17 protein-coding genes are annotated in these 20,957 nt (G+C 56.6%); all 17 read right to left on the bottom strand.

Annotation, left to right across the window (positions count from 1 at the left end; all coding sequences use genetic code 11):
- Positions 1-16: 16 nt before the first annotated feature.
- Positions 17-2,722: a preprotein translocase subunit SecA gene (gene secA, locus AC2FAJ_RS12295; RefSeq protein WP_041911242.1), complete on the bottom strand. Its 2,706-nt coding sequence runs from the start codon at positions 2,720-2,722 to the stop codon at positions 17-19.
- A gap of 58 nt (positions 2,723-2,780) precedes the next feature.
- Entirely contained in the window at positions 2,781-3,284 is a 504-nt protein-coding gene (gene secM / locus AC2FAJ_RS12290; protein WP_028015513.1) for a secA translation cis-regulator SecM, read from the bottom strand.
- Positions 3,285-3,564: 280 nt separating this feature from the next.
- The gene (lpxC, locus tag AC2FAJ_RS12285) at positions 3,565-4,482 is read right to left on the bottom strand and encodes a UDP-3-O-acyl-N-acetylglucosamine deacetylase (protein ID WP_006810110.1); all 918 of its coding nucleotides are present in this window, start codon (positions 4,480-4,482) and stop codon (positions 3,565-3,567) included.
- A gap of 101 nt (positions 4,483-4,583) precedes the next feature.
- Positions 4,584-5,735: a cell division protein FtsZ gene (gene ftsZ / locus AC2FAJ_RS12280; protein WP_008501978.1), complete on the bottom strand. Its 1,152-nt coding sequence runs from the start codon at positions 5,733-5,735 to the stop codon at positions 4,584-4,586.
- Between the two features lie 63 nt (positions 5,736-5,798).
- Positions 5,799-7,055, bottom strand: a complete 1,257-nt coding sequence (gene ftsA, locus AC2FAJ_RS12275; RefSeq protein ID WP_006173845.1) for a cell division protein FtsA — start codon at positions 7,053-7,055, stop codon at positions 5,799-5,801.
- On the bottom strand, positions 7,052-7,894 hold the full coding sequence (ftsQ, locus tag AC2FAJ_RS12270; RefSeq protein WP_041911243.1) for a cell division protein FtsQ: 843 nt from the start codon (positions 7,892-7,894) through the stop codon (positions 7,052-7,054). The genes ftsA and ftsQ overlap by 4 nt, the downstream gene beginning before the upstream one ends.
- 1 nt (position 7,895) lies before the next feature.
- Positions 7,896-8,816 (bottom strand): D-alanine--D-alanine ligase, encoded by a 921-nt coding sequence (locus AC2FAJ_RS12265; protein ID WP_041911244.1) that lies wholly within the window; start codon positions 8,814-8,816, stop codon positions 7,896-7,898.
- The gene (gene murC, locus AC2FAJ_RS12260) at positions 8,809-10,284 is read right to left on the bottom strand and encodes a UDP-N-acetylmuramate--L-alanine ligase (protein WP_028015510.1); all 1,476 of its coding nucleotides are present in this window, start codon (positions 10,282-10,284) and stop codon (positions 8,809-8,811) included. The genes AC2FAJ_RS12265 and murC overlap by 8 nt, the downstream gene beginning before the upstream one ends.
- A 56-nt stretch (positions 10,285-10,340) precedes the next feature.
- Positions 10,341-11,405: an undecaprenyldiphospho-muramoylpentapeptide beta-N-acetylglucosaminyltransferase gene (gene murG, locus AC2FAJ_RS12255; protein ID WP_028015509.1), complete on the bottom strand. Its 1,065-nt coding sequence runs from the start codon at positions 11,403-11,405 to the stop codon at positions 10,341-10,343.
- Positions 11,402-12,646, bottom strand: coding sequence for a cell division protein FtsW (gene ftsW, locus AC2FAJ_RS12250; RefSeq protein WP_028015508.1), 1,245 nt, complete (start codon positions 12,644-12,646; stop codon positions 11,402-11,404). Before ftsW ends, murG begins: the two co-directional genes overlap by 4 nt.
- Positions 12,646-13,962, bottom strand: coding sequence for a UDP-N-acetylmuramoyl-L-alanine--D-glutamate ligase (murD, locus tag AC2FAJ_RS12245; protein ID WP_028015507.1), 1,317 nt, complete (start codon positions 13,960-13,962; stop codon positions 12,646-12,648). The genes ftsW and murD overlap by 1 nt, the downstream gene beginning before the upstream one ends.
- A 2-nt stretch (positions 13,963-13,964) precedes the next feature.
- Positions 13,965-15,047, bottom strand: coding sequence for a phospho-N-acetylmuramoyl-pentapeptide-transferase (gene mraY, locus AC2FAJ_RS12240; protein WP_008501985.1), 1,083 nt, complete (start codon positions 15,045-15,047; stop codon positions 13,965-13,967).
- Positions 15,041-16,399, bottom strand: coding sequence for a UDP-N-acetylmuramoyl-tripeptide--D-alanyl-D-alanine ligase (gene murF / locus AC2FAJ_RS12235; RefSeq protein WP_045631155.1), 1,359 nt, complete (start codon positions 16,397-16,399; stop codon positions 15,041-15,043). Before murF ends, mraY begins: the two co-directional genes overlap by 7 nt.
- On the bottom strand, positions 16,396-17,883 hold the full coding sequence (gene murE / locus AC2FAJ_RS12230; protein WP_485454193.1) for a UDP-N-acetylmuramoyl-L-alanyl-D-glutamate--2,6-diaminopimelate ligase: 1,488 nt from the start codon (positions 17,881-17,883) through the stop codon (positions 16,396-16,398). The genes murF and murE overlap by 4 nt, the downstream gene beginning before the upstream one ends.
- On the bottom strand, positions 17,870-19,636 hold the full coding sequence (locus tag AC2FAJ_RS12225) for a peptidoglycan glycosyltransferase FtsI (RefSeq protein ID WP_028015504.1): 1,767 nt from the start codon (positions 19,634-19,636) through the stop codon (positions 17,870-17,872). The genes murE and AC2FAJ_RS12225 overlap by 14 nt, the downstream gene beginning before the upstream one ends.
- A gap of 15 nt (positions 19,637-19,651) precedes the next feature.
- Positions 19,652-20,017, bottom strand: a complete 366-nt coding sequence (ftsL, locus tag AC2FAJ_RS12220) for a cell division protein FtsL (RefSeq protein WP_006173860.1) — start codon at positions 20,015-20,017, stop codon at positions 19,652-19,654.
- Positions 20,014-20,955, bottom strand: a complete 942-nt coding sequence (rsmH, locus tag AC2FAJ_RS12215) for a 16S rRNA (cytosine(1402)-N(4))-methyltransferase RsmH (RefSeq protein WP_028015503.1) — start codon at positions 20,953-20,955, stop codon at positions 20,014-20,016. The genes ftsL and rsmH overlap by 4 nt, the downstream gene beginning before the upstream one ends.
- Positions 20,956-20,957 lie beyond the last annotated feature (2 nt).

The raw sequence follows: 20,957 nt of genomic DNA, 5'->3' as shown, positions 1-20,957 counted from the left end.
TCAGTTAGTTATGTTCTTAGCTCAGGCGGCCGTGGCACGCCTTGTATTTTTTACCGGAACCACACGGGCACGGATCGTTACGACCGACTTTACGATCGCCGGTCTGCGCGGCGATCGCTGCTGCGGCTTCGCTTTCGTCAGTCTGGTGGCTCAGCTGCTGCATCTGCGCCAGACGCTCAGCTTCTTCACGGCGCTGCTGCTCCATCGCTTCCACTTCTTCCGGCATGCGCACCTGAACCTTGCTCAGGGTGCTGATCACTTCGTACTTCAGTGACTCCAGCATAGAGGCAAACATGGAGAAGGATTCACGCTTGTACTCCTGCTTCGGATCTTTCTGCGCATAGCCGCGCAGGTGGATACCCTGACGCAGGTAGTCCATCGCCGCCAGGTGCTCTTTCCACAGGGAGTCCAGCGTTTGCAGCATCACCCCTTTCTCGAAGTGACGCATCATCTCAGCGCCAACCACTTCTTCCTTACGCTTATAAACCTCCAGCGCGGTTTCAAAGATACGTTCGCGCAGGGTCTCTTCATGCAGCTCAGGCTCTTTGTCCAGCCACTCTTTGATTGGCAGATCGAGATCGAAGTCGTTTTTCAGACGTTCCTGCAGGCCTTCAACGTCCCACATCTCTTCCAGAGACTGCGGTGGAATATGCGCGTCGATGGTGGCTTTGAACACATCTTCGCGGATGCTGTTGATGGTTTCGCTCACGTCGGACACGTCCAGCAGTTCGTTACGCTGGGTGTAGATCGCGCGACGCTGATCGTTGGCCACGTCATCATATTCCAGCAGCTGCTTACGAATATCGAAGTTGCGGCTTTCAACTTTACGCTGGGCGTTAGCGATCGCTTTAGTCACCCATGGGTGCTCAATGGCTTCACCAGGCTTCATGCCCAGCTTACGCATCATGCCGGACACGCGGTCGGAGGCGAAAATACGCATCAGCGCATCTTCCATAGACAGGTAGAAGCGGGAAGAACCGGCATCACCCTGACGGCCCGCACGGCCGCGCAGCTGGTTGTCGATACGACGAGATTCGTGACGCTCGGTACCGATGATGTGCAGACCACCGGATGCCAGCACCGCGTCGTGACGCACCTGCCAGTCGGCTTTGATCTGCTCGATCTGCTCTGGCGTTGGGTTTTCCAGCTCAGCGACTTCAGCCTGCCAGCTACCGCCGAGCATAATATCGGTACCACGACCCGCCATGTTGGTGGCGATGGTCACGGCTGCCGGATAGCCCGCCTGAGCAACAATGTCCGCTTCTTTAGCGTGGAACTTGGCGTTCAGAACGTTGTGCTTGATGCCTGCTTTGGTCAGCTCATTGGAAACCACCTCGGATTTCTCGATGGAGATGGTCCCCACCAGAACCGGCTGACCATTGGCAGTACGGTCGCGAATATCTTCGATGATCGCCTGAATTTTTTCCGCTTCGGTCATGTACACCAGGTCCGGCATATCCTTACGGATCATCGGACGGTTGGTTGGCACCACCACGGTATCCAGCTTGTAGATGGAGCTGAATTCAAACGCTTCGGTATCTGCGGTACCGGTCATCCCCGCCAGTTTCTCATACAGACGGAAGTAGTTCTGGAAGGTGATTGAGGCCAGCGTCTGGTTTTCGTTTTGAATGTCCACGCCTTCTTTCGCTTCCACCGCCTGGTGCAGGCCATCGGACCAGCGACGACCCTGCATGGTACGGCCGGTGTGTTCATCGACAATGATGACTTCACCGTCTTTCACGATGTAGTCAACGTCGCGGGTGAACAGCGCGTGGGCGCGCAGCGCGGCGGTCACGTGGTGCATCAGCATGATGTTGCTCGGGGAATACAGGGACTCGCCCTCTTCCATAATGCCTTCAGCCACCAGCAGCTCTTCGATTTTCACCAGACCGCGTTCGGTCAGGTTCACCTGGCGCGCTTTTTCATCTACGGAGAAGTGGCCTTCACCCTGGAAGGTATCGGAGTCTTCTTTCTCCTGACGCAGCAGGTGTGGAATGATTTTGTCGACTTTACGGTACATGTCAGAACTGTCTTCGGCCGGGCCGGAGATGATCAGCGGGGTACGCGCTTCATCGATCAGAATGGAGTCAACCTCATCCACCAGCGCATAGTGCAGCTTACGCTGGACGCGCTCTTCCGGGCTGAACGCCATGTTGTCACGCAGGTAGTCGAAGCCGTATTCGTTGTTGGTGCCGTAGGTGATGTCCGCGTTGTAGGCTTCGCGCTTGGCGGGTGCCGGCAATCCGGACATGTTGATGCCGACGGTCATGCCGAGGAATTCGAACAGCGGACGGTTGTTTTCGGCATCACGCTGGGCCAGATAGTCGTTGACGGTAACGACGTGAACGCCCTTACCGGTCAGTGCATTCAGGTAAGCCGGCAGCGTTGCGGTCAGGGTTTTACCTTCACCGGTACGCATTTCCGCGATGCAGCGTTCGTTAAGCACCATACCGCCCAGCAATTGAACGTCGAAGTGACGCATGCCGAACACGCGTTTGCTCGCTTCGCGCACCACGGCGAAAGCTTCCGGGATCAGGCTCTCTAAGGTTTCGCCTTTTTCCAGGCGTGCACGGAACTCCGCGGTTTTCGCCTTCAGCTCATCATCAGAGAGCTTCTCCATCGCCGGTTCCATACCGTTGATGACGTTTACAGCTTTGCGCATACGGCGCAGAGTACGATCGTTACGACTACCAAAAACTTTGGTTAATAATTTGATTAGCATAATAAATTCTCAAACGCCCCAGACGGGCAGATAAATTAAGGTATTGAAAAAGGTTAATTTAGCTGAGGCGTTGAGGCCCGGCACGGATGCCGTGAACCTGGCTAATCCATGTCGAAACGGAGAATGATACAGGAGGAACAAACCAGGTTTGCGCCGTCTGACTCACGGTTACAGGCGGCTGGTTATCCTGCGTCAGAAGCGCATTAAGCGTATCGAGCAGGGCAAGGTGCTGAGCCTGAACCGGCAGCGACTCTTCAGCAACAGGCATCGTCTGCGGCGCCATCGCGAACGACAGATGACGAATAACCGTGCGGATGGCGTGCTGCTGCCAGTAATCAACGGAGAAATTAGGACGACGGCTGGCTTCAAGCCACGCGAGATTAGTAAAGTTAACCCGCGTCGAGAGATCGTGTTTAGTTGTCGTGGAACGTGCTGGCGTCGCCGCTTCCGCACTGTTGCTGAGCGCAGGCAAGCCGAAACTTGCCGCGACCATCCCTAATAAGAGATGCGGCCAGAAGTAACGTCTGCCAAATTGTCGCCAGCGCGTCAGTATTCCGCTCACTTGCTCCACCACAATCGCCCGCCAGTGCAGGCTGAGTTCAGTTATTCTTTTTTAGCGCCCAGATATTACCACTAAAGCCAATACGCAGCAGCAGGAATGACACCTTGCAGCAGGTAAAAACGGTCAATAATGCAGCGAACACACCGTTATTCGGCACCCGACAATGGCCAGGGAGTAGAGGGGCAAATCAAAGAAGGGCAGAAATAAAAACGACTGGCTTCCCTGGTCGGAGAGAGTACCAGGTGAACCAGTCGCTTTTCTTACGAAACGGCGTTAACCGTTACGCCAGGACCATAGTCGGTGCTTTGAACGCCAGCGGCAGTTCCGCTTCGTCTTCAAAGGTCACATATTCCCAGGCTTCCTGTTTTGCCAGGACGGCCTGCAACAATTTGTTGTTCAGTGCATGACCGGATTTGAATGCGGTAAATGCACCAATGATGTTGTGACCACACATGAACAGGTCGCCGATCGCATCCAGCATTTTGTGACGAACGAATTCATCTTCAAAACGCAGGCCGTCTTCGTTCAGTACGCGATAATCGTCAACAACGATGGCACAATCGAAGCTGCCGCCCAGGCACAGGCCGCGGGACTGCAGATATTCGATATCACGCATGAAGCCAAACGTACGAGCGCGGCTGATCTGGCGCATAAACGCATCAGCAGAGAAGTTCATCGCGTAGCGCTGAGTGCTGGAGTCAATCGCCGGATGGTTAAAGTCGATGGTAAAGTCCAGCGAGAAACCATTGTACGGTTTGAATTCAGCCCACTTGTCGCCATCTTCGACGCGAACGGTCTCTTTGATGCGAACAAATTTCTTCGCACAGTTCAGCTCTTCGATGCCGGCATCCAGCAACAGATAAACGAACGGCGCAGCACTACCATCCATAATCGGGATTTCTGGCGCATCGACTTCAACAATAATGTTGTCGATACCCAGCCCCGCCAGGGCGGCGTTCAGGTGCTCTACGGTAGAAATCCGCACGTCATGCTCGTTCACCAGACAAGTACAGAGCATTGTATCACGCACAGATTTGGCATCGGCCGGAAAATCTACCGGTGGATTCAAGTCGGTGCGACGATAGATGACCCCGGTATTGGCCGGCGCAGGGCGTAACGTCAGTGTGACTTTCTTGCCGGTATGTAAACCGACACCCGTCGCCTGAACGATACGTTTAAGTGTCCTTTGTTTGATCATCGTATAATCTCGCCAAATTAACTATCCAACCGAGAGTGTATATCACTAACGGTGGGCCAGTTTAGCACAAAGAGCGCAAATCCCCAAATTCCAGCCAATTCTTAGTCAGCTTGCTTACGCAGGAACGCCGGGATGTCCAGATAATCTGGCTCTTTTGCAGTTTGCGGCGTTGGGTCGTTCACCACTTTCGCGGCCGGTTTTTGCTCCTGAGTCAGAGGAGACATACCGTGCTGCTGATAACGATCCATTACCGGTTGCTGAGTCTGCTTGTTGGTCACGAGGGTGATCTCAGGACGCTTGTCCATACCGATACCGGTCGCAACAACGGTAACACGCAGCTCGTCGTTCATTTCCGGGTCAAGGGAAGTACCAATTACCACGGTCGCGTTGTCAGAGGCGAACGCGCGGATGGTATTACCGACGGTTTCGAACTCATCCAGACGCAGGTCAAAGCCAGCGGTAATGTTGACCAGCACGCCGCGCGCACCGGACAGATCGATATCTTCCAGCAGTGGAGAAGAGATAGCCATTTCAGCCGCTTCTTCCGCACGGTCTTCGCCGCTCGCCACGCCAGAGCCCATCATCGCGTAGCCCATTTCGGACATCACGGTGCGAACGTCTGCAAAGTCAACGTTCATCAGGCCAGGACGGGTAATCAGTTCTGCGATACCCTGGACAGCGCCTTTCAGCACGTCGTTTGCTGCGCCGAAGGCGTCAAGCAGGGAGATACCACGACCCAGAACTTTCAGCAGTTTGTCGTTCGGGATGGTGATCAGCGAGTCCACATGCTTGGACAGCTCGGTGATACCCTGTTCCGCGAAGGCCATACGCTTTTTGCCTTCGAAGTTGAAAGGCTTGGTCACGACAGCAACGGTCAGGATACCTAAATCTTTAGCTACTTCAGCGACAACAGGTGCTGCACCGGTACCGGTACCGCCGCCCATGCCTGCTGCGATGAAGACCATGTCCGCACCTTCCAGTGCAGCACGCAGGGCTTCACGATCTTCTTCAGCCGCGTTGCGACCGACTTCCGGGTTAGCCCCAGCGCCCAGCCCTTTGGTGATGCCACCGCCGATCTGGATAGTCTGGCCAACTGCCGTTTTACGCAGTGCCTGCGCATCGGTGTTAACTGCGAAGAATTCAACACCTTCAATGCGTTCACGCACCATATGCTCTACGGCGTTACCGCCGCCGCCACCGACGCCGATGACTTTAATCACCGCGTCGTTGGTCAGTTCCATAGGTTCAAACATAATTTCTCTCTCCGTTGTGCCTGTCGCCCGAGACCGCTAATTCTCTCCGGTCTCTTTAAAAAATTAAAACTCTTTTCGCAGCCAGTTGTTCAGTCGTTTGACCCACGACCCCACTGAGACGCGTTTTTCCACTTCTGCTTCACCACTGAGATGAGATTCCTTCCCGTAGTGGAGCAGGCCCACAGCCGTTGAATAGTACGGCTCCTGAGCATAATCCGTTAAACCGGTAATATTCAGCGGCGCACCAATACGCACCTGCGTATGGAACACGCGCTGAGCGCAGGCCGCAAGACCTTCAATTTGCGCTGCACCGCCGGTTAATACAATCCCCGCCGCAAGATGATGCTTAACACCCTGCTGACGAAGCTGTTCCTGAAGCTGTAAAATCTCTTCGTTGACCAGGTTGAGCAGCTCGGTATAGCGCGGCTCAATTACCTCTGCCAACGTCTGGCGCTGCAGGCTACGCGGCGGACGGCCGCCCACGCTCGGCACCTCAACGCTCTCATCTTTACCAACGATAGACCCCAGCGCACAGCCGTGGCGTACTTTAATCGCTTCTGCATCGCTCGGTGGCGTACCAAAAGCGTAAGCAATATCGCTGGTCACAACGTTCCCTGCGTAAGGGATCACTTTGGTGTGGCGCAGCGCACCGCCGGTATACACGGCCATGTCCATTGTACCACCACCGATATCGACCACACAGACACCCAGTTCACGTTCGTCTTCGGTCAGCACGGAATAACTTGCCGCCAGACCGGCGAAAATAAGTTGGTCAACTTTCAGGCCACAACGTTCAACGGCTTTTACGATGTTCTTCGCCATATCGTTGTGACATGTGATCAGGTGCACTTTTGCCTGCATACGCACGCCAGACAGACCAACCGGGTTCTTGATCCCTTCCTGGTAGTCAATCGCATATTCCTGCGGGATCACGTGCAGCACGCGATGCTCATCGCGAACGCGCACGGACTTCGCCGTATGCACAACGTTTTCAACGTCTTCCTGCGTCACTTCTTCTTCAGAAATCGGCACCATACCGATTTCGTTCTGGCAGCTAATGTGCTTGCCAGAAAGGGCCAGATAGACAGAAGAAATCTGGCAATCTGCCATTAATTCAGCCTGGTCGATGGCGCGCTGTACGCATTTCACCACCGACTCAAGGTCGTTTACCCCACCTTTATCCATACCACGGGACGGGCAACTGCCCACGCCAATGATATTGACCATACCGTCGGGCAGAACTTCCCCTACTAAAGCGGCAACCTTCGCGGTGCCAATCTCCAGTCCAACTACCAGTTTTCTGTCCGTCGCCTTGATCATTGTTGTTCTGCCTGTACCTGTGCCTGATTCTGTTGCTGATTAGGTTCCTCGACCGGAGCCGGCTCCCAACCGACTGCTGCGCCTGAGTCATAGCGCAAATCAACGTAGCTTATCCGTTTGCCGTCCGCCTGCGCCTGCTGTTGTAAAACCGGGTAAAGTTCTACAAAACGCGCAAGACGTTTCATTGTGTCGCCGCGTCCCAGGTTGAGCTTAATGCCGTTTGTCAACGTCAGCTGCCAGGAGCGGCGCGCCGTCATCGCAGCATCTTTTAACGTAAACCTGTCCTTCGCCAGCACCTGCCCCATTTCACGAAAACCCTGCAATACTTCGTTTTCGCTGCCTTCAGGGCCATACAACATCGGTAAATTTTGCTTGTTGACACGATCGCTCGGGACGCTGAAGGAATTTCCATCTACGTCAACCATGTGCTGATCATTCCAACGCGCAATGGGCACATATTCAACCAGATGAATCTTCAATTCATCAGGCCATTGTTTTCTGACACTCGCCTGTTTTATCCATGGCAGACGTTCAATCTGGCTCTGGATAATATTGACGTCCTGCGTCATAAAGGTGCCGGGCGATCCCAGCGCCAGAATAGACTGGCGAATATCATCGTTACGCGTGTAGTGACGCTCGCCGGTCACCACCAGCTTTGACAGCGGCAACCGCTGTGCGTCTTCCATCCAGCCCAGCACCATCCAGCCGCTGATAAACACGGTGCACAGCACCCCGAGCAGGAAAATAATCCCTGCAAGACGCGTTCCATTACTCCGGCGTGAAGACGTATATTCTTCCTCTTCATCGCGGTTGCGCGTGTTCAATGCAGCCTGAGACATATCAGCCCGCCTGGTCCAGAATACGTACGACTAACTGCGAGAAGCTCATTCCCGCCTGACGCGCCGCCATCGGCACAAGGCTGTGGCTGGTCATTCCCGGTGAGGTATTGGCTTCCAGCAGATAAAACTGCCCGTCATTGTCCTGCATCACATCAATGCGCCCCCAGCCGCTGCAGCCCAAAACATTCCAGGCTTTAAGCACCAGGGACTGTAATTCGGCTTCGCGCTCTGCTTCAAGACCACAAGGGCAGAAATATTGCGTCTCATCAGAGAGATACTTCGCCTCATAATCATAGAAGACTCCGGCGGGTTGGATGCGAATTGACGGTAAAATTTCTTCTCCAAGCATCGCGACGGTAAATTCCGGCCCGCTGAGCCATTTTTCAATCAGAACTTCTTCATCGTGTTGAAATGCCAGCGCTAAAGCAGATGTTAAATCTTCAGCTTTATCGACCTTTGACATCCCGACGCTCGACCCTTCCCTGCTCGGCTTTACAATAACCGGTAAGCCCAGTGCCGCAATGCGTGTATTAACGCTGTCCGACAGGCCCAATTCAAATTCGCCGCGCGTCAGCGCCACCCACGGCGCAACGGGTAAACCCGCTCCCTGCCAGAGTAACTTACTGCGCAGTTTATCCATAGAGATGGCGGATGCCATCACGCCGCTGCCGGTGTAAGGCAGGCCGATCAGCTCCAGAAGCCCTTGCAGGGTTCCGTCTTCACCGCCACGACCATGTAACGCGATAAAGACCTTATCGAAGCCCATCGCTTTTAATTGCGTCACGTCGACCTCTTTTGGATCGACAATATGTGCGTTTACGCCGCCTTCACGCAGGCCCGCCAGCACGGCAGCGCCGGAATTCAGAGAAACCTCGCGCTCGGCGGAGTTGCCGCCAGAGAGGACTGCAATCTTATCAGCCATGATGCTCATCCTCCTGGGTTTGCGGCTTCAGTTTGATTTCAGCTAAGGTACGGGCGATCTTGCCGATATTTCCCGCACCCTGAATCAGGATGAGATCGTTACCGGTCAGGACCGGTGCCAGAATTTCCGCCACCTGTGCCGGGTCAGAAACCAGAATAGGGTCAACTTTACCGCGCCCGCGGATGGTACGACACAGGGAACGGCTGTCTGCGCCTGGAATTGGCGTTTCGCCGGCGGCGTAAACATCCAGCATCAGCAGGGTATCTACCTGTGACAGCACGCTGGCGAAATCGTCATACAGATCGCGGGTACGCGTGAAGCGGTGCGGCTGGAAGATCATCACCAGATTCTTCTCCGGCCAGCCCGCGCGTGCGGCTTTGATGGTCGCGTCCACTTCCGTCGGATGGTGACCGTAGTCGTCCACCAGCATCGCGGTACCTGGCTTACCATTCACCGCATCCAGCGGGAACTCGCCGAGGAAGTCGAAGCGACGCCCCGTCCCCTGGAAGCTTTCCAGCGCGCGCAGGATCGCCTCATCATCAATGCCTTCTTCCGTCGCAACAGCCACTGCCGCTGCGGCGTTGAGCGCGTTATGGCGCCCTGGCGCATTCAGCGTGACGTGCAGCAGCTCTTTGTCCTGACGCGCCAGAGTGAAATGCCCCTGCGCACCAATCTGTTTGTACTCTTCCACGCGGACGTCAGCGTCTTCGCTGAAGCCGTAGGTGGTGATTTGACGACCTACACGCGGCAGCAGCTCGCGGATCACCGGGTCGTCCACGCACATCACCGCGCGGCCATAAAACGGCAGGTTGTGCAGGAAGTTGATGAAGGTCTGCTTTAAGTTTTCGAAGTCGCCCTGGTAGGTATCCATATGGTCAGCTTCGATATTGGTGACAATCGCCACCATCGGCTGCAGGTGCAGGAACGACGCGTCGCTCTCATCCGCTTCCGCAATCAGATAACGGCTGTGGCCCAGACGCGCATGGACGCCTGCGGCTTTCACCAGACCGCCGTTGACAAACGTCGGATCGAGACCCGCTTCCGCATAAATGCTGGAAACCATCGCCGTGGTCGTGGTTTTACCGTGGGTACCGGCAATCGCAATGCCGTGACGGAACCGCATCAGTTCCGCCAGCATTTCTGCGCGGCGGATCACCGGAATGCGCGCTTCGTGCGCGGCAACGATTTCCGGATTGTCAGAGGAGATGGCGCTCGATACCACCACCACGCTTGCATCGCGCACGTTTTCCGGGCGATGGTTGAAATAGATAGTCGCCCCAAGCGACGCCAGCTGCTGCGTGACAGGGTTTGGCGCCAGGTCAGACCCGCTGATCTGATAGCCTTCGTTAGCTAACACTTCGGCAATACCGCCCATGCCGGCACCACCGATGCCAACAAAGTGAATGTGCCGGACGCGACGCATCTCGGGCACGATTGAACGCAGTTTTGCCAGTTGTTGTGTATTCATTCTCTAAACGCCATCGACTACTTAAAATTCGTGCAGCGCAACACGCGCTGCGAGGGTTAAGCCTGGGCTGCCAGGCTCACTTCTTTTGCCACCCGTTCTGTCGCATCCGGGATAGCGGCAGCGCGCGCGCGCTGCGCCATCTCCAGCAGTGCGTCTCTGTTCCAGCCCGCCAGGGTGGTGGCGACCGCATCGGCGGTAAAGTGTGGCTGCTCAAAAATTTTCGCCGCGCCGGCTTTCTCAAGCGGCAGCGCGTTCCAGTACTGCTGTCGGTCTTTGTGCTGGAACGGCACGAACAGCGCTGGCAAGCCGGCGGCGGCGATTTCGCTCACCGTCAGCGCGCCAGAGCGGCAGACCACGACATCGGCCCAGGCATAGGCTGCGGCCATATCGTCAATAAATTCCGTCACTTTATGCTGCGGCTGGCCTTCATCAGCGTACGCCTGCTCAACGGTCTGCTGAGCGCCTTTACCGCTTTGGTGCCAGATAGTCACGGCATCACCCAGCTTTGCCGCCACCTGCGGCATTGTCTGATTCAGAATGCGCGCACCCTGAGAACCACCAACGACCAAAACACGAACCGGGCCTTCACGTCCCGCCAGGCGGGCATCCGGTAGAGGCAGCGCCAGCACGTCGACGCGCACCGGGTTACCCACCACGTCCGCTTTCGGAAACGCGCCGGGAAACGCCTGCATCACTTTGGTGGCGATTTTCGCCAGCCACTTGTTGGTCAGACCGGCAATACCGTTCTGCTCGTGCAGAACAACGGGAATGCCTAACGACCACGCGGCCAGCCCGCCGGGACCAGAAACATAGCCGCCCATACCCAGCACCACATCGGGCTTAAAGCGCTTCATGATGGTGCGCGCCTGACGCCAGGCGTTAAAAATACGCACCGGCGCCAGCAGCATGGCCTTGAGGCCTTTGCCTCGCAGGCCGGAAATACGAATAAAGTCAATCTCAATACCGTGCTTCGGTACCAGATCGGCTTCCATGCGGTCTGCGGTTCCCAGCCAGCGTACCTGCCAGCCCTGCTCCATTAAATGGTGCGCAACCGCCAGCCCCGGGAACACGTGTCCACCGGTACCGCCTGCCATCACCATTAACCGCTTCGGTTGATTCATCGTGAACCTCGTGTAAACGCCTGGGCTTTCTCCAGACGCGTCTCATAATCTATGCGTAACAAAAACATAATGGCCGTCGACATGATCAACAGGCTCGAACCACCATAGCTGATCAGCGGCAACGTCAGACCTTTGGTCGGCAGCATACCCGCTGCGGCCCCGACGTTAACCAGCGCCTGGAAGCTAAACCAGATACCAATTGAGCAGGCTAAGAAGCCTGAGAAGCGGTGATCGATCTCCAGCGCTTTTCGGCCAATCGACATGGCGCGGAAAGCGACGAAGAATACCATTAAAAGCGCTAATACCACACCGATATAACCCAGTTCTTCCCCAATAATGGAGAAGATGAAGTCGGTGTGCGCCTCCGGTAAATACTCCAGTTTCTGTACCGAGTTGCCCAGACCTTGCCCCCAGACTTCACCGCGGCCAAACGCCATCAGCGACTGCGTCAGCTGGTAACCGCTACCGAACGGATCTTCCCATGGGTTCCAGAACGAGGTCACGCGGCGGATACGGTAAGGCTCGGCGAGGATCAGCAGCACCACTGCTGATATTCCCATTCCGATAATGGCGATGAACTGCCACAGCTTGGCTCCTGCCAGGAACAGCATCGCCAGCGTGGTGACAAACAGTACAACAACGGTCCCGAGGTCAGGCTGCGCCAGCAGCAGGATCGCCAGCACCAGAATGACGCCCATCGGCTTTAAGAAGCCGCGAAGGTTGTTACGCACCTCATCGACTTTTCGTACCAGGTAGTTTGCCAGGTAGCAGAATAACGAAAGCTTGGTGAACTCCGCAGGCTGAATACGCAGCGGGCCGAAGGCGATCCAGCGTGATGCCCCGTTAACGGAGCTCCCGACAACCAGCACGATCAGCAGCATGATAATGGAGGCGATCAGCATCGCGGTACTGTGGCGCTGCCAGAACGCCATCGGCAGACGAAGCGTTACCAGCGCCAGGCAGAACGCCAGAATGATGTACAGCCCGTCACGCTTGGCGAACAGGAAAGGATCGTTCGCCAGACGCTGTCCAACGGGCATAGAGGCCGACGTCACCATGATAAAGCCGATCGCCGCCAGCCCCAGCGTCAGCCAGAACAGGGTGCGGTCGTACATAATCAGGCTATCGGAATCTTTATCCCGTGAAGCCATCACCCAGCCTTTCAGCGCCGCAAACAGCCACACCAGAATTCCAAATCCTGGCAGGCGCGGCATTTTCAGGCGAGGGAGAGATAAACGCATCAACCTAACTCCTTCGCAAGGCGGGTAAAGACATCGCCACGCTGTTCGAAATTCTTAAACTGATCGAGGCTGGCGCACGCCGGGGAGAGCAGAACCATGTCGCCAGGCTGCACGCGCGGGGCAATCAGGCGCATCGCCTGTTCCATCGTTTCAGTTTGCTCAGCAACTTCCGGGCGTAGTTCAGCCAGCTCGCTGCCGTCACGGCCAAAGCAGTACAGGCGGATGTTATCGCCGGTGAGGTACTGTTTCAGGGAGGAGAAATCAGCGGATTTGCCGTCGCCACCCAACAGAAGATGCAGGGTGCCGTCAACGTGCAGACCGTTCAGCGCGGCCTCCGTGCTTCCCACGTTGGTCGCTTTGGAGTCGTTAATCCAGCGCACGCCGTTATGCTCCAGCGCCAGCTGGAAACGGTGTGCCAGGCCGGAAAACGTGGTCAACGCTTTCAGGCTGGAAGAGCGCGGCAGCCCTACGGCATCTGCCAGTGCCAGCGCCGCCAGGGCATTGGTATAGTTGTGCTGGCCGGAAAGCTTCATCTCCTTCACGTTCAGCACCTTTTCACCTTTCACGCGCAGCCAGGTTTCGCCCAGCTGGCGGTTCAGATGATAATCACCCATGGTGATACCAAAGCTGATGCAGCGCTCGTCCGCGCCGCGCACCGGCATGGTCAGCGCGTCGTCGGCGTTAACCACGCAAACTTTGGCATTTTCGTAAACACGCAGCTTGGCCGCGCGATACTGCTGCAGACCAAACGGATACCGATCCATATGATCTTCCGTCACGTTGAGGATCGTTGCCGCCGCCGCATGCAGGCTGGAGGTGGTTTCAAGCTGGAAGCTGGAAAGTTCCAGAACGTACAGCTCGCAGCCTTTGTCCAGCAGCATCAGCGCGGGCAGACCGATATTGCCGCCTACCCCTACGTTCATGCCTGCGGCTTTCGCCATTTCACCCACCAGGGTAGTAACGGTGCTTTTGCCGTTAGAACCGGTGATCGCGATAACCGGCGCCTGCGCTTCGCGGCAGAACAGCTCGATATCGCCGACAATCTCAACGCCCGCATCCGCAGCAGCGCTCAGTGAAGGGTGCGCCAGCGCCATACCCGGGCTGGCGACAATCAGATCGGCTGCCAGCAGCCAGTCATCATTCAGACCACCAAGGTGGCGTTCAACCTGTTCCGGCAGTTTGTCCAGACCCGGCGGAGAGACACGCGTATCCATCACACGCGGCGTCACGCCGCGCGCAAGGAAAAAGTCCACGCAGGAGAGGCCAGTGAGGCCTAACCCGATGATAACGACTTTTTTACCCTGGTAATCTGCCATGATTAACGTACCTTCAGCGTTGCCAGGCCAATCAGCACCAGCATCAGCGAAATAATCCAGAAGCGCACAATCACGCGCGGCTCCGGCCAGCCTTTCAGTTCATAGTGGTGGTGGATCGGCGCCATACGGAAGATGCGCTGACCGCGCAGCTTGAAGGAGCCGACCTGCAAAATCACCGACAGGGTTTCAACCACAAACACGCCGCCCATGATCACCAGCAGGAACTCCTGACGCAGCAGCACGGCGATAATGCCGAGCGCGCCGCCCAGCGCCAGAGAACCGACGTCACCCATAAAGACCTGCGCCGGATAGGTGTTGAACCAGAGGAAGCCCAGCCCCGCGCCGACAATCGCCGTACAGACGATCACCAGCTCACCCGCATGACGCAGATAAGGGATGTGCAGGTAGTTCGCAAAGTTCATGTTACCGGTCGCCCACGCCACCAGCGCAAAACCAGCCGCCACGAAGACGGTTGGCATAATCGCCAGACCATCAAGGCCATCGGTCAGGTTAACGGCGTTACCGGTACCAACAATTACAAAGTAGGCCAGCAGGATGTAGAACAGCCCCAGCTGCGGCATCACGTCTTTAAAGAACGGCACCACCAGTTCGGTGGCGGGCGTATCTTTTCCTGCCAGATACAGCGCGAAGGCAACGCCCAGCGCAATCACTGACATCCAGAAATACTTCCAGCGGGCAATCAGGCCCTTCGTGTCTTTGCGGACGACTTTACGGTAATCATCCACAAACCCGATAATGCCGTAGCCCACCAGTACGGTCAGCACGCACCAGACGTACGGGTTAGACGGATAGGCCCACAGCAGTACGGAAACGACGATCGCGGTCAGGATCATGATCCCGCCCATCGTCGGCGTACCGCGCTTGCTGAAGTGCGACTCCGGACCGTCGTTACGTACGACCTGGCCGAAAGAGAGTTTTTGCAGACGGGCAATCATGCGCGGGCCCATCCACAACGAGATGAACAGCGCAGTCAGCAGGCTGACGATGGCGCGAAACGTCAGATACGAAAAGACGTTAAAGCCTGAATAATATTTGACCAAATGTTCGGCCAGCCAAACTAACATGTCCCGTTCTCCTGTAATGCGTGCACAACCTCTTCCATGGCGGCACTACGTGAACCTTTCACTAACACTGTCACAATTTGTTTTTCTGTAATTAATGCCTTAAGGCGCTCAATCAACGCGGCTTTGTCGGCAAAATGTTCGCCAACGCCGCTGGCATGGCTAATCGCCTGGCTCAGTTTTCCTGCGCTCAGCACACAGTCCAGTCCCGCCGCTTTCGCCGCTTCACCCACCTGGGTATGACAGGCTTCGCTTTCCTCGCCCAGCTCCGCCATGTCGCCAACCACCATGACGCGGTAGCCCGGCATTTCAGATAGCACCTGCACCGCCGCCGTCATTGAGCCGACGTTCGCGTTGTAGGAGTCATCCAGCAGCAATTTGTTTTCTGCAAGCGGGATCGGGTACAGGCGTCCCGGCACGGCTTTCAAATTCGCCAGTCCGGTTTTAATCGCCTCGTGTGACGCTCCCACCGCCGTCGACAAGGCCGCTGCCGCCAGCGCATTGGCGATGTTATGGCGTCCCGGCAGCGGTAACAGCACGTCTACGTCACCCGTTGGGGTAGCAAGCGTGAATTCCGTACCGTGCGACGTCACATGGATATTGGTCGCGGTAAAGTCACTGTTGGCCGCATTCGGCGAGAAGCGCCAGGTTTTACGCGAGCCAATGATGCTCTGCCAGTTCAGCCAGTCGTTGTTGTCGGCATTGAGAATGGCAATGCCGTCAGCAGGCAGACCGGTGTAGATTTCGCCTTTCGCTTTCGCCACGCCTTCCAGCGAGCCAAAACCTTCCAGATGCGCTGCCGCAAGGTTATTCACCAGCGCCGCTTCCGGGCGAGTCAGGCTCACGGTCCAGGCGATTTCGCCCTGGTGGTTTGCCCCTAACTCGATCACCGCAAACTCATGCTCTTTGGTCAGGCGAAGTAATGTCATCGGCACGCCGATGTCATTATTGAGGTTGCCTGCGGTATAAAGCGTATTACCGCACTGGCTGAGGATGGCCGCCGTCATCTCTTTCACTGACGTTTTGCCCGATGACCCGGTCAGCGCGACAACGCGAGCAGGCACCTGATGACGAACCCAGGCGGCCAGTTCACCGAACGCGAGACGCGTATCGTTCACCACTATCTGCGGTAAATCGATATCCAGCCTGCGGCTGACCAGCAGCGCGCCAGCGCCGTTTTCTTTGGCCTGTCCGGCAAAATCATGCGCGTCAAAACGTTCGCCTTTCAGCGCCACAAACAGACAGCCCGCGGTCACTTTGCGGGTGTCGGTGGTGACCGCGTCAATGGTCAGATCCTGGCCCAGCAGCTCGCCGTGCAGTACCGCAGCGGCCTGGCTTAAGGTGATGCTAATCATGCGACGACTCCCAGCAGACGCGCTGCTGTTACGCGGTCGGAGTAGTCCAGACGACGATTGCCAACAATCTGATAGTCTTCATGGCCTTTACCGGCCAGCAGAACGACATCATTTTCTTTTGCCTGCATGATGGTGTTTGTCACGGCTTCCGCGCGGCCTTCCACCACACGGGCGCGACCGGCGTCCAGCATACCCGCCAGAATGTCGTTAATGATGGCGCGCGGCTCTTCGGTACGCGGATTGTCATCGGTGACCACAGGAATGTCCGCGAACTGCTCCGCAATGGCGCCCATCAGGGGACGTTTACCTTTGTCGCGATCGCCACCGCAGCCGAAGACGCACCAGAGTTTACCGGTGCAGTGCAGGCGTGCCGCTTCCAGCGCTTTTTCCAGCGCATCCGGCGTGTGGGCATAATCGACAACCACGGTCGGTTTGCCCGGCGCGCTAAACACTTCCATACGGCCGCAAACCGGCTGGAGACGCGCTGACGTTTTCAGCAGTTCCGCCATCGGATAACCCAGCGCCAGCAGCGTTGCCAGCGCCAGCAGCAGGTTGCTGACGTTGAACGCCCCCATCAGGCGGCTTTCGATTTCACCGTCCCCCCAGGAAGAGGCAAAGCGGATCGTCGCGCCACTGTCGTGATAGTTAACGTCTACGGCCTTCAGCCAGCGGCCGTGGCAGTTCGGATTGATATGGTCTTCCATCGACACCGCTACCGCGTCTGGCAGCTTCGAAAGCCAGCGGCGGCCCACTTCGTCGTCGGCGTTGATGATAGCCTGGCCGTAATGGTGAGTAGAGAACAGCAGCCATTTGGCGGCTTCGTAGTGTTCCATATCACCATGATAATCAAGGTGATCGCGGCTCAGGTTGGTGAACACTGAAGCAGCAAACTTCAGTGCCGCGACGCGGTGCTGTACCAGGCCGTGCGAAGAAACTTCCATCGCGGCAAAGGTTGCCCCCTGCCCTGCCAGACCGGCAAGCACGTGCTGTACGTCAACCGCAGAACCGGTGGTGTTTTCCGTCGGGCTCACTTTGCCCAGCAGGCCGTTACCCACGGTCCCCATCACCGCGCCGGTTTCACCCAGCAACTGAGCCCACTGCGCCATCAACTGCGTGGTGGTGGTTTTTCCGTTCGTGCCCGTCACGCCAACCAGACGCAGTTGGTCGGAAGGTTCGTGATAAAAGCGTCCTGCCAGTGCAGAGAGACGCTCATTCAACTGGCTGAGATAGATAACCGGCACCCCGTGCATTTCCCGGATCTCACCGTCGGTTGCCTCGTCTTTAGCCTCAGCAATAATGGCAGCCACACCTTGCGCAATCGCCTGCGGGATATAACGACGCCCGTCCGCCTGATGACCAACCACTGCCACAAAAAGATCGCCAGAAGCAGCCACGCGGCTGTCCAGTACCATCTCTCGCAGTGCTCGCTCCGGTGCATTTGGCACCCACGGAGCGAGAAGGTCGCGCAAATTACGATCTGCCACCTGTACCCTCGCCTTGATTAATTACAAATTCACTTTTTTCGCCCGTCGCCAGCGCATCTGGTTCAACGTTCATGGTGCGTAACACGCCACCCATGATGGCGCCAAACACAGGCGCGGAAACGGCGCCGCCGTAGTATTTACCCGCCTGTGGATCGTTAATCACGACCACCAGCGCAAAACGCGGATTGCTAGCAGGCGCAACGCCTGCGGTATAGGCAATGTATTTGTTGATGTAGCGGCCGTCTGGCCCCACCTTTTTCGCCGTACCGGTTTTAATGGCGATGCGATAGCCTTTGATGGCCGCCTTCACGCCGCCGCCGCCCGGCAGCGCCACGCTTTCCATCATGTGCACAACGGTACGAACGATGGATTCCGGGAAGATACGCTCGCCCGGAACCGGTGGATCAACTTTGGTGATGGACAGCGGGCGATAGACGCCGTAGCTGCCAATCGTTGCGTAGACTCGCGCTAACTGTAACGGGGTTACCATTAGCCCGTAGCCGAAAGAGAAGGTGGCCCTCTCTATGTCAGACCACCGTTGTTTTTGAGGATATAAGCCACTGCGTTCTCCGACCAACCCCAAATTGGTCGCCTTTCCAAGTCCAAAACGTGAGTAAGTCTCTACTAACGCTGAGGACGGCATCGCTAACGCCAGCTTTGAAACACCGACGTTACTCGACTTCTGCAACACCCCGGTCAGGGTCAATTCGCTGTAGCGCGCCACGTCTTTAATCTCGTGGCCGTTAATACGGTAAGGGATCGTGTTCAGGACCGTGTTTTCATTGACGATACCGCGCTGAAGCGCCGTCATCACCACCATCGGCTTCACCGTGGAGCCGGGTTCGAACACGTCGGTAATCGCCCGGTTACGCATCGCATCTTTTGCGGTGCCGGTAAAGTTGTTCGGGTTGTAGGAAGGACTGTTGGCCATAGCCAGCACTTCTCCGGTGCTGACATCCACCAGCACGGCGCTGCCGGATTCTGCCTTGTTAAACGCCACGGCGTTGTTCAGCTCGCGGTAGACCAGCGCCTGCAGGCGCTCGTCGATACTCAGAGCCAGGTTATGCGCCGCCTGGCTGTCCGTAGAGGAGATATCTTCAATGACGCGCCCGTAGCGGTCCTTACGCACAATTCGCTCGCCAGGCTGGCCGGTGAGCCACTTATCGAAGCTTTTTTCAACGCCTTCAATCCCCTGGCTGTCGACGTTGGTGAAGCCGATGAGGTGAGCGGTTACTTCGCCGGACGGATAGTAACGACGGGATTCTTCGCGCAAATGAATGCCCGGCAGCTTGAGTTTTCGAATGTAGTCCGCCATGTCAGGGTTAACCTGGCGCGCCAGATAGATAAAACGCCCTTTCGGGTTCGCGTTGACGCGGGAGGCTAGCTGATCCAGCGGCATTTTGAGCGCATCTGAAAGCGCTTTCCAGCGGTTATCAAGCGTGATGCCACCGGCGTCGTGCAGCTCTTTCGGGTCGGCCCAAATCGCTTTCACCGGCACGCTCACCGCCAGCGGGCGACCTGAACGGTCAGTGATCATTCCGCGAGAAGTCGACACTTCCTGAACGCGAAGGGAGCGCATATCTCCCTGGCGTACCAGCATGTCAGGGGCGATGATTTGCAACCACGCCACGCGTCCCAGCAGGAAACCCAGCGCCAGTAAAATGCAGCCGCAAAGCAACGCAAAACGCCAACTGATGAAGTTGGCCTGTTCTTCCTGACGTTTTGGTTTAAGCGTTTTTGCCGCTGCTTTCATGCGTCGCGTGTTCCCTTATTTTTGTACTACGATATTTTCCTGGGAAGGATCAACATGCTGCAGTTGCAGCTTTTCCGTTGCGATCCGTTCAACCCGGCTGTGATCGCCGAGCGCGTTTTCTTCAAGGATCAGATTTCGCCATTCAATATCCAGCGCATCGCGTTCCAGCACCAGCTGCTCGCGTTGCGCAGTCAATAAACGTGTATGGTGAGCTGTGGTCACCACCGTAACTGCCGTAACAATGATGCAAATGAACAGGCAGAGTGGCAGTTTCCCGAATCGCAAAAGATCGTCGCCGATCACGCCAGGCAAGGCATGGCGCTCGTTGCTTCCTAACGATCCCTTAACTTTGCTTAGGGTTTCTGTCACTCTGCCGATCATGCGTTCGTCCTCTCTGCAACTCGCAGCACTGAACTACGGGCACGTGGATTCTCTGCCACCTCTTCTTCGCCCGGCATCAACTTGCCTAATGCTCGCAACTGACGGCCCCCCAGCTTCCTGAGTTGTTCTTCCGTCATCGGCAGCCCCGCTGGAACCTGAGGACCGCGGCTCTGTTCACGCATGAAGCGTTTTACAATGCGGTCTTCCAGCGAATGGAAGCTGATGATGGATAACCGCCCACCCGGGGCCAGCACGTCGAGCGAGCTTTTTAGCGCCAGCTCTATTTCCTCCAGTTCACTGTTTACCCAGATGCGAACCGCCTGGAAGGTACGGGTCGCGGGATGTTTGTGCTTATCCTTCACCGGCGTCGCCGCCGCAATCACTTCCGCCAGCTCTTTGGTGCGGGTCATTGGCTCAACGCGGTTGCGCTCAACGATGGCGCGCGCAATGCGCTTGCCAAAGCGTTCTTCGCCGAAGGTTTTGATCACCCAGGCAATATCTGCTTCGTCAGCGGTCTGCAGCCATTCGGCGGCAGACTGGCCGCGCGTCGGGTCCATACGCATGTCCAGCGGACCGTCGCGCATAAAGGAGAAGCCGCGTTCTGCATCATCAAGCTGGGGTGAAGATACGCCAAGATCGAGAAGAATCCCGTCGATCTTGCCCGTGAGATCGCGCTCGGCCACGTAATCAGCGAGCGCAGAAAAAGGTCCATGCACGATGGAAAAGCGTGGGTCATTGATGGTCTGTGCCACGGCAATCGCCTGCGGATCGCGATCGATTGCCAGCAGTCGCCCTTCCTCTCCAAGCTGGGAGAGGATCAAACGCGAGTGACCACCGCGACCAAACGTGCCATCAATGTAGATGCCATCCGGACGAATATTCAGGCCGTTCACGGCCTCGTCCAGTAACACCGTTTTATGTTTATAATTTTCCATCATAT

The sequence above is a fragment of the Enterobacter cloacae complex sp. 385G4 genome (genome assembly GCF_057320665.1).
This window is presented reverse-complemented; position numbering and strand designations above follow the sequence as displayed.

Coding starts and splice junctions, on each gene's coding strand:
- secA (WP_041911242.1), bottom strand. CDS start 2,722: ATGCTAATCAAATTATTAACCAAAGTTTTTGGTAGTCGTAACGATCGT.
- lpxC (WP_006810110.1), bottom strand. CDS start 4,482: ATGATCAAACAAAGGACACTTAAACGTATCGTTCAGGCGACGGGTGTC.
- ftsZ (WP_008501978.1), bottom strand. CDS start 5,735: ATGTTTGAACCTATGGAACTGACCAACGACGCGGTGATTAAAGTCATC.
- ftsA (WP_006173845.1), bottom strand. CDS start 7,055: ATGATCAAGGCGACGGACAGAAAACTGGTAGTTGGACTGGAGATTGGC.
- ftsQ (WP_041911243.1), bottom strand. CDS start 7,894: ATGTCTCAGGCTGCATTGAACACGCGCAACCGCGATGAAGAGGAAGAA.
- AC2FAJ_RS12265 (WP_041911244.1), bottom strand. CDS start 8,816: ATGGCTGATAAGATTGCAGTCCTCTCTGGCGGCAACTCCGCCGAGCGC.
- murC (WP_028015510.1), bottom strand. CDS start 10,284: ATGAATACACAACAACTGGCAAAACTGCGTTCAATCGTGCCCGAGATG.
- murG (WP_028015509.1), bottom strand. CDS start 11,405: ATGAATCAACCGAAGCGGTTAATGGTGATGGCAGGCGGTACCGGTGGA.
- ftsW (WP_028015508.1), bottom strand. CDS start 12,646: ATGCGTTTATCTCTCCCTCGCCTGAAAATGCCGCGCCTGCCAGGATTT.
- murD (WP_028015507.1), bottom strand. CDS start 13,962: ATGGCAGATTACCAGGGTAAAAAAGTCGTTATCATCGGGTTAGGCCTC.
- mraY (WP_008501985.1), bottom strand. CDS start 15,047: ATGTTAGTTTGGCTGGCCGAACATTTGGTCAAATATTATTCAGGCTTT.
- murF (WP_045631155.1), bottom strand. CDS start 16,399: ATGATTAGCATCACCTTAAGCCAGGCCGCTGCGGTACTGCACGGCGAG.
- AC2FAJ_RS12225 (WP_028015504.1), bottom strand. CDS start 19,636: ATGAAAGCAGCGGCAAAAACGCTTAAACCAAAACGTCAGGAAGAACAG.
- ftsL (WP_006173860.1), bottom strand. CDS start 20,017: ATGATCGGCAGAGTGACAGAAACCCTAAGCAAAGTTAAGGGATCGTTA.
- rsmH (WP_028015503.1), bottom strand. CDS start 20,955: ATGATGGAAAATTATAAACATAAAACGGTGTTACTGGACGAGGCCGTG.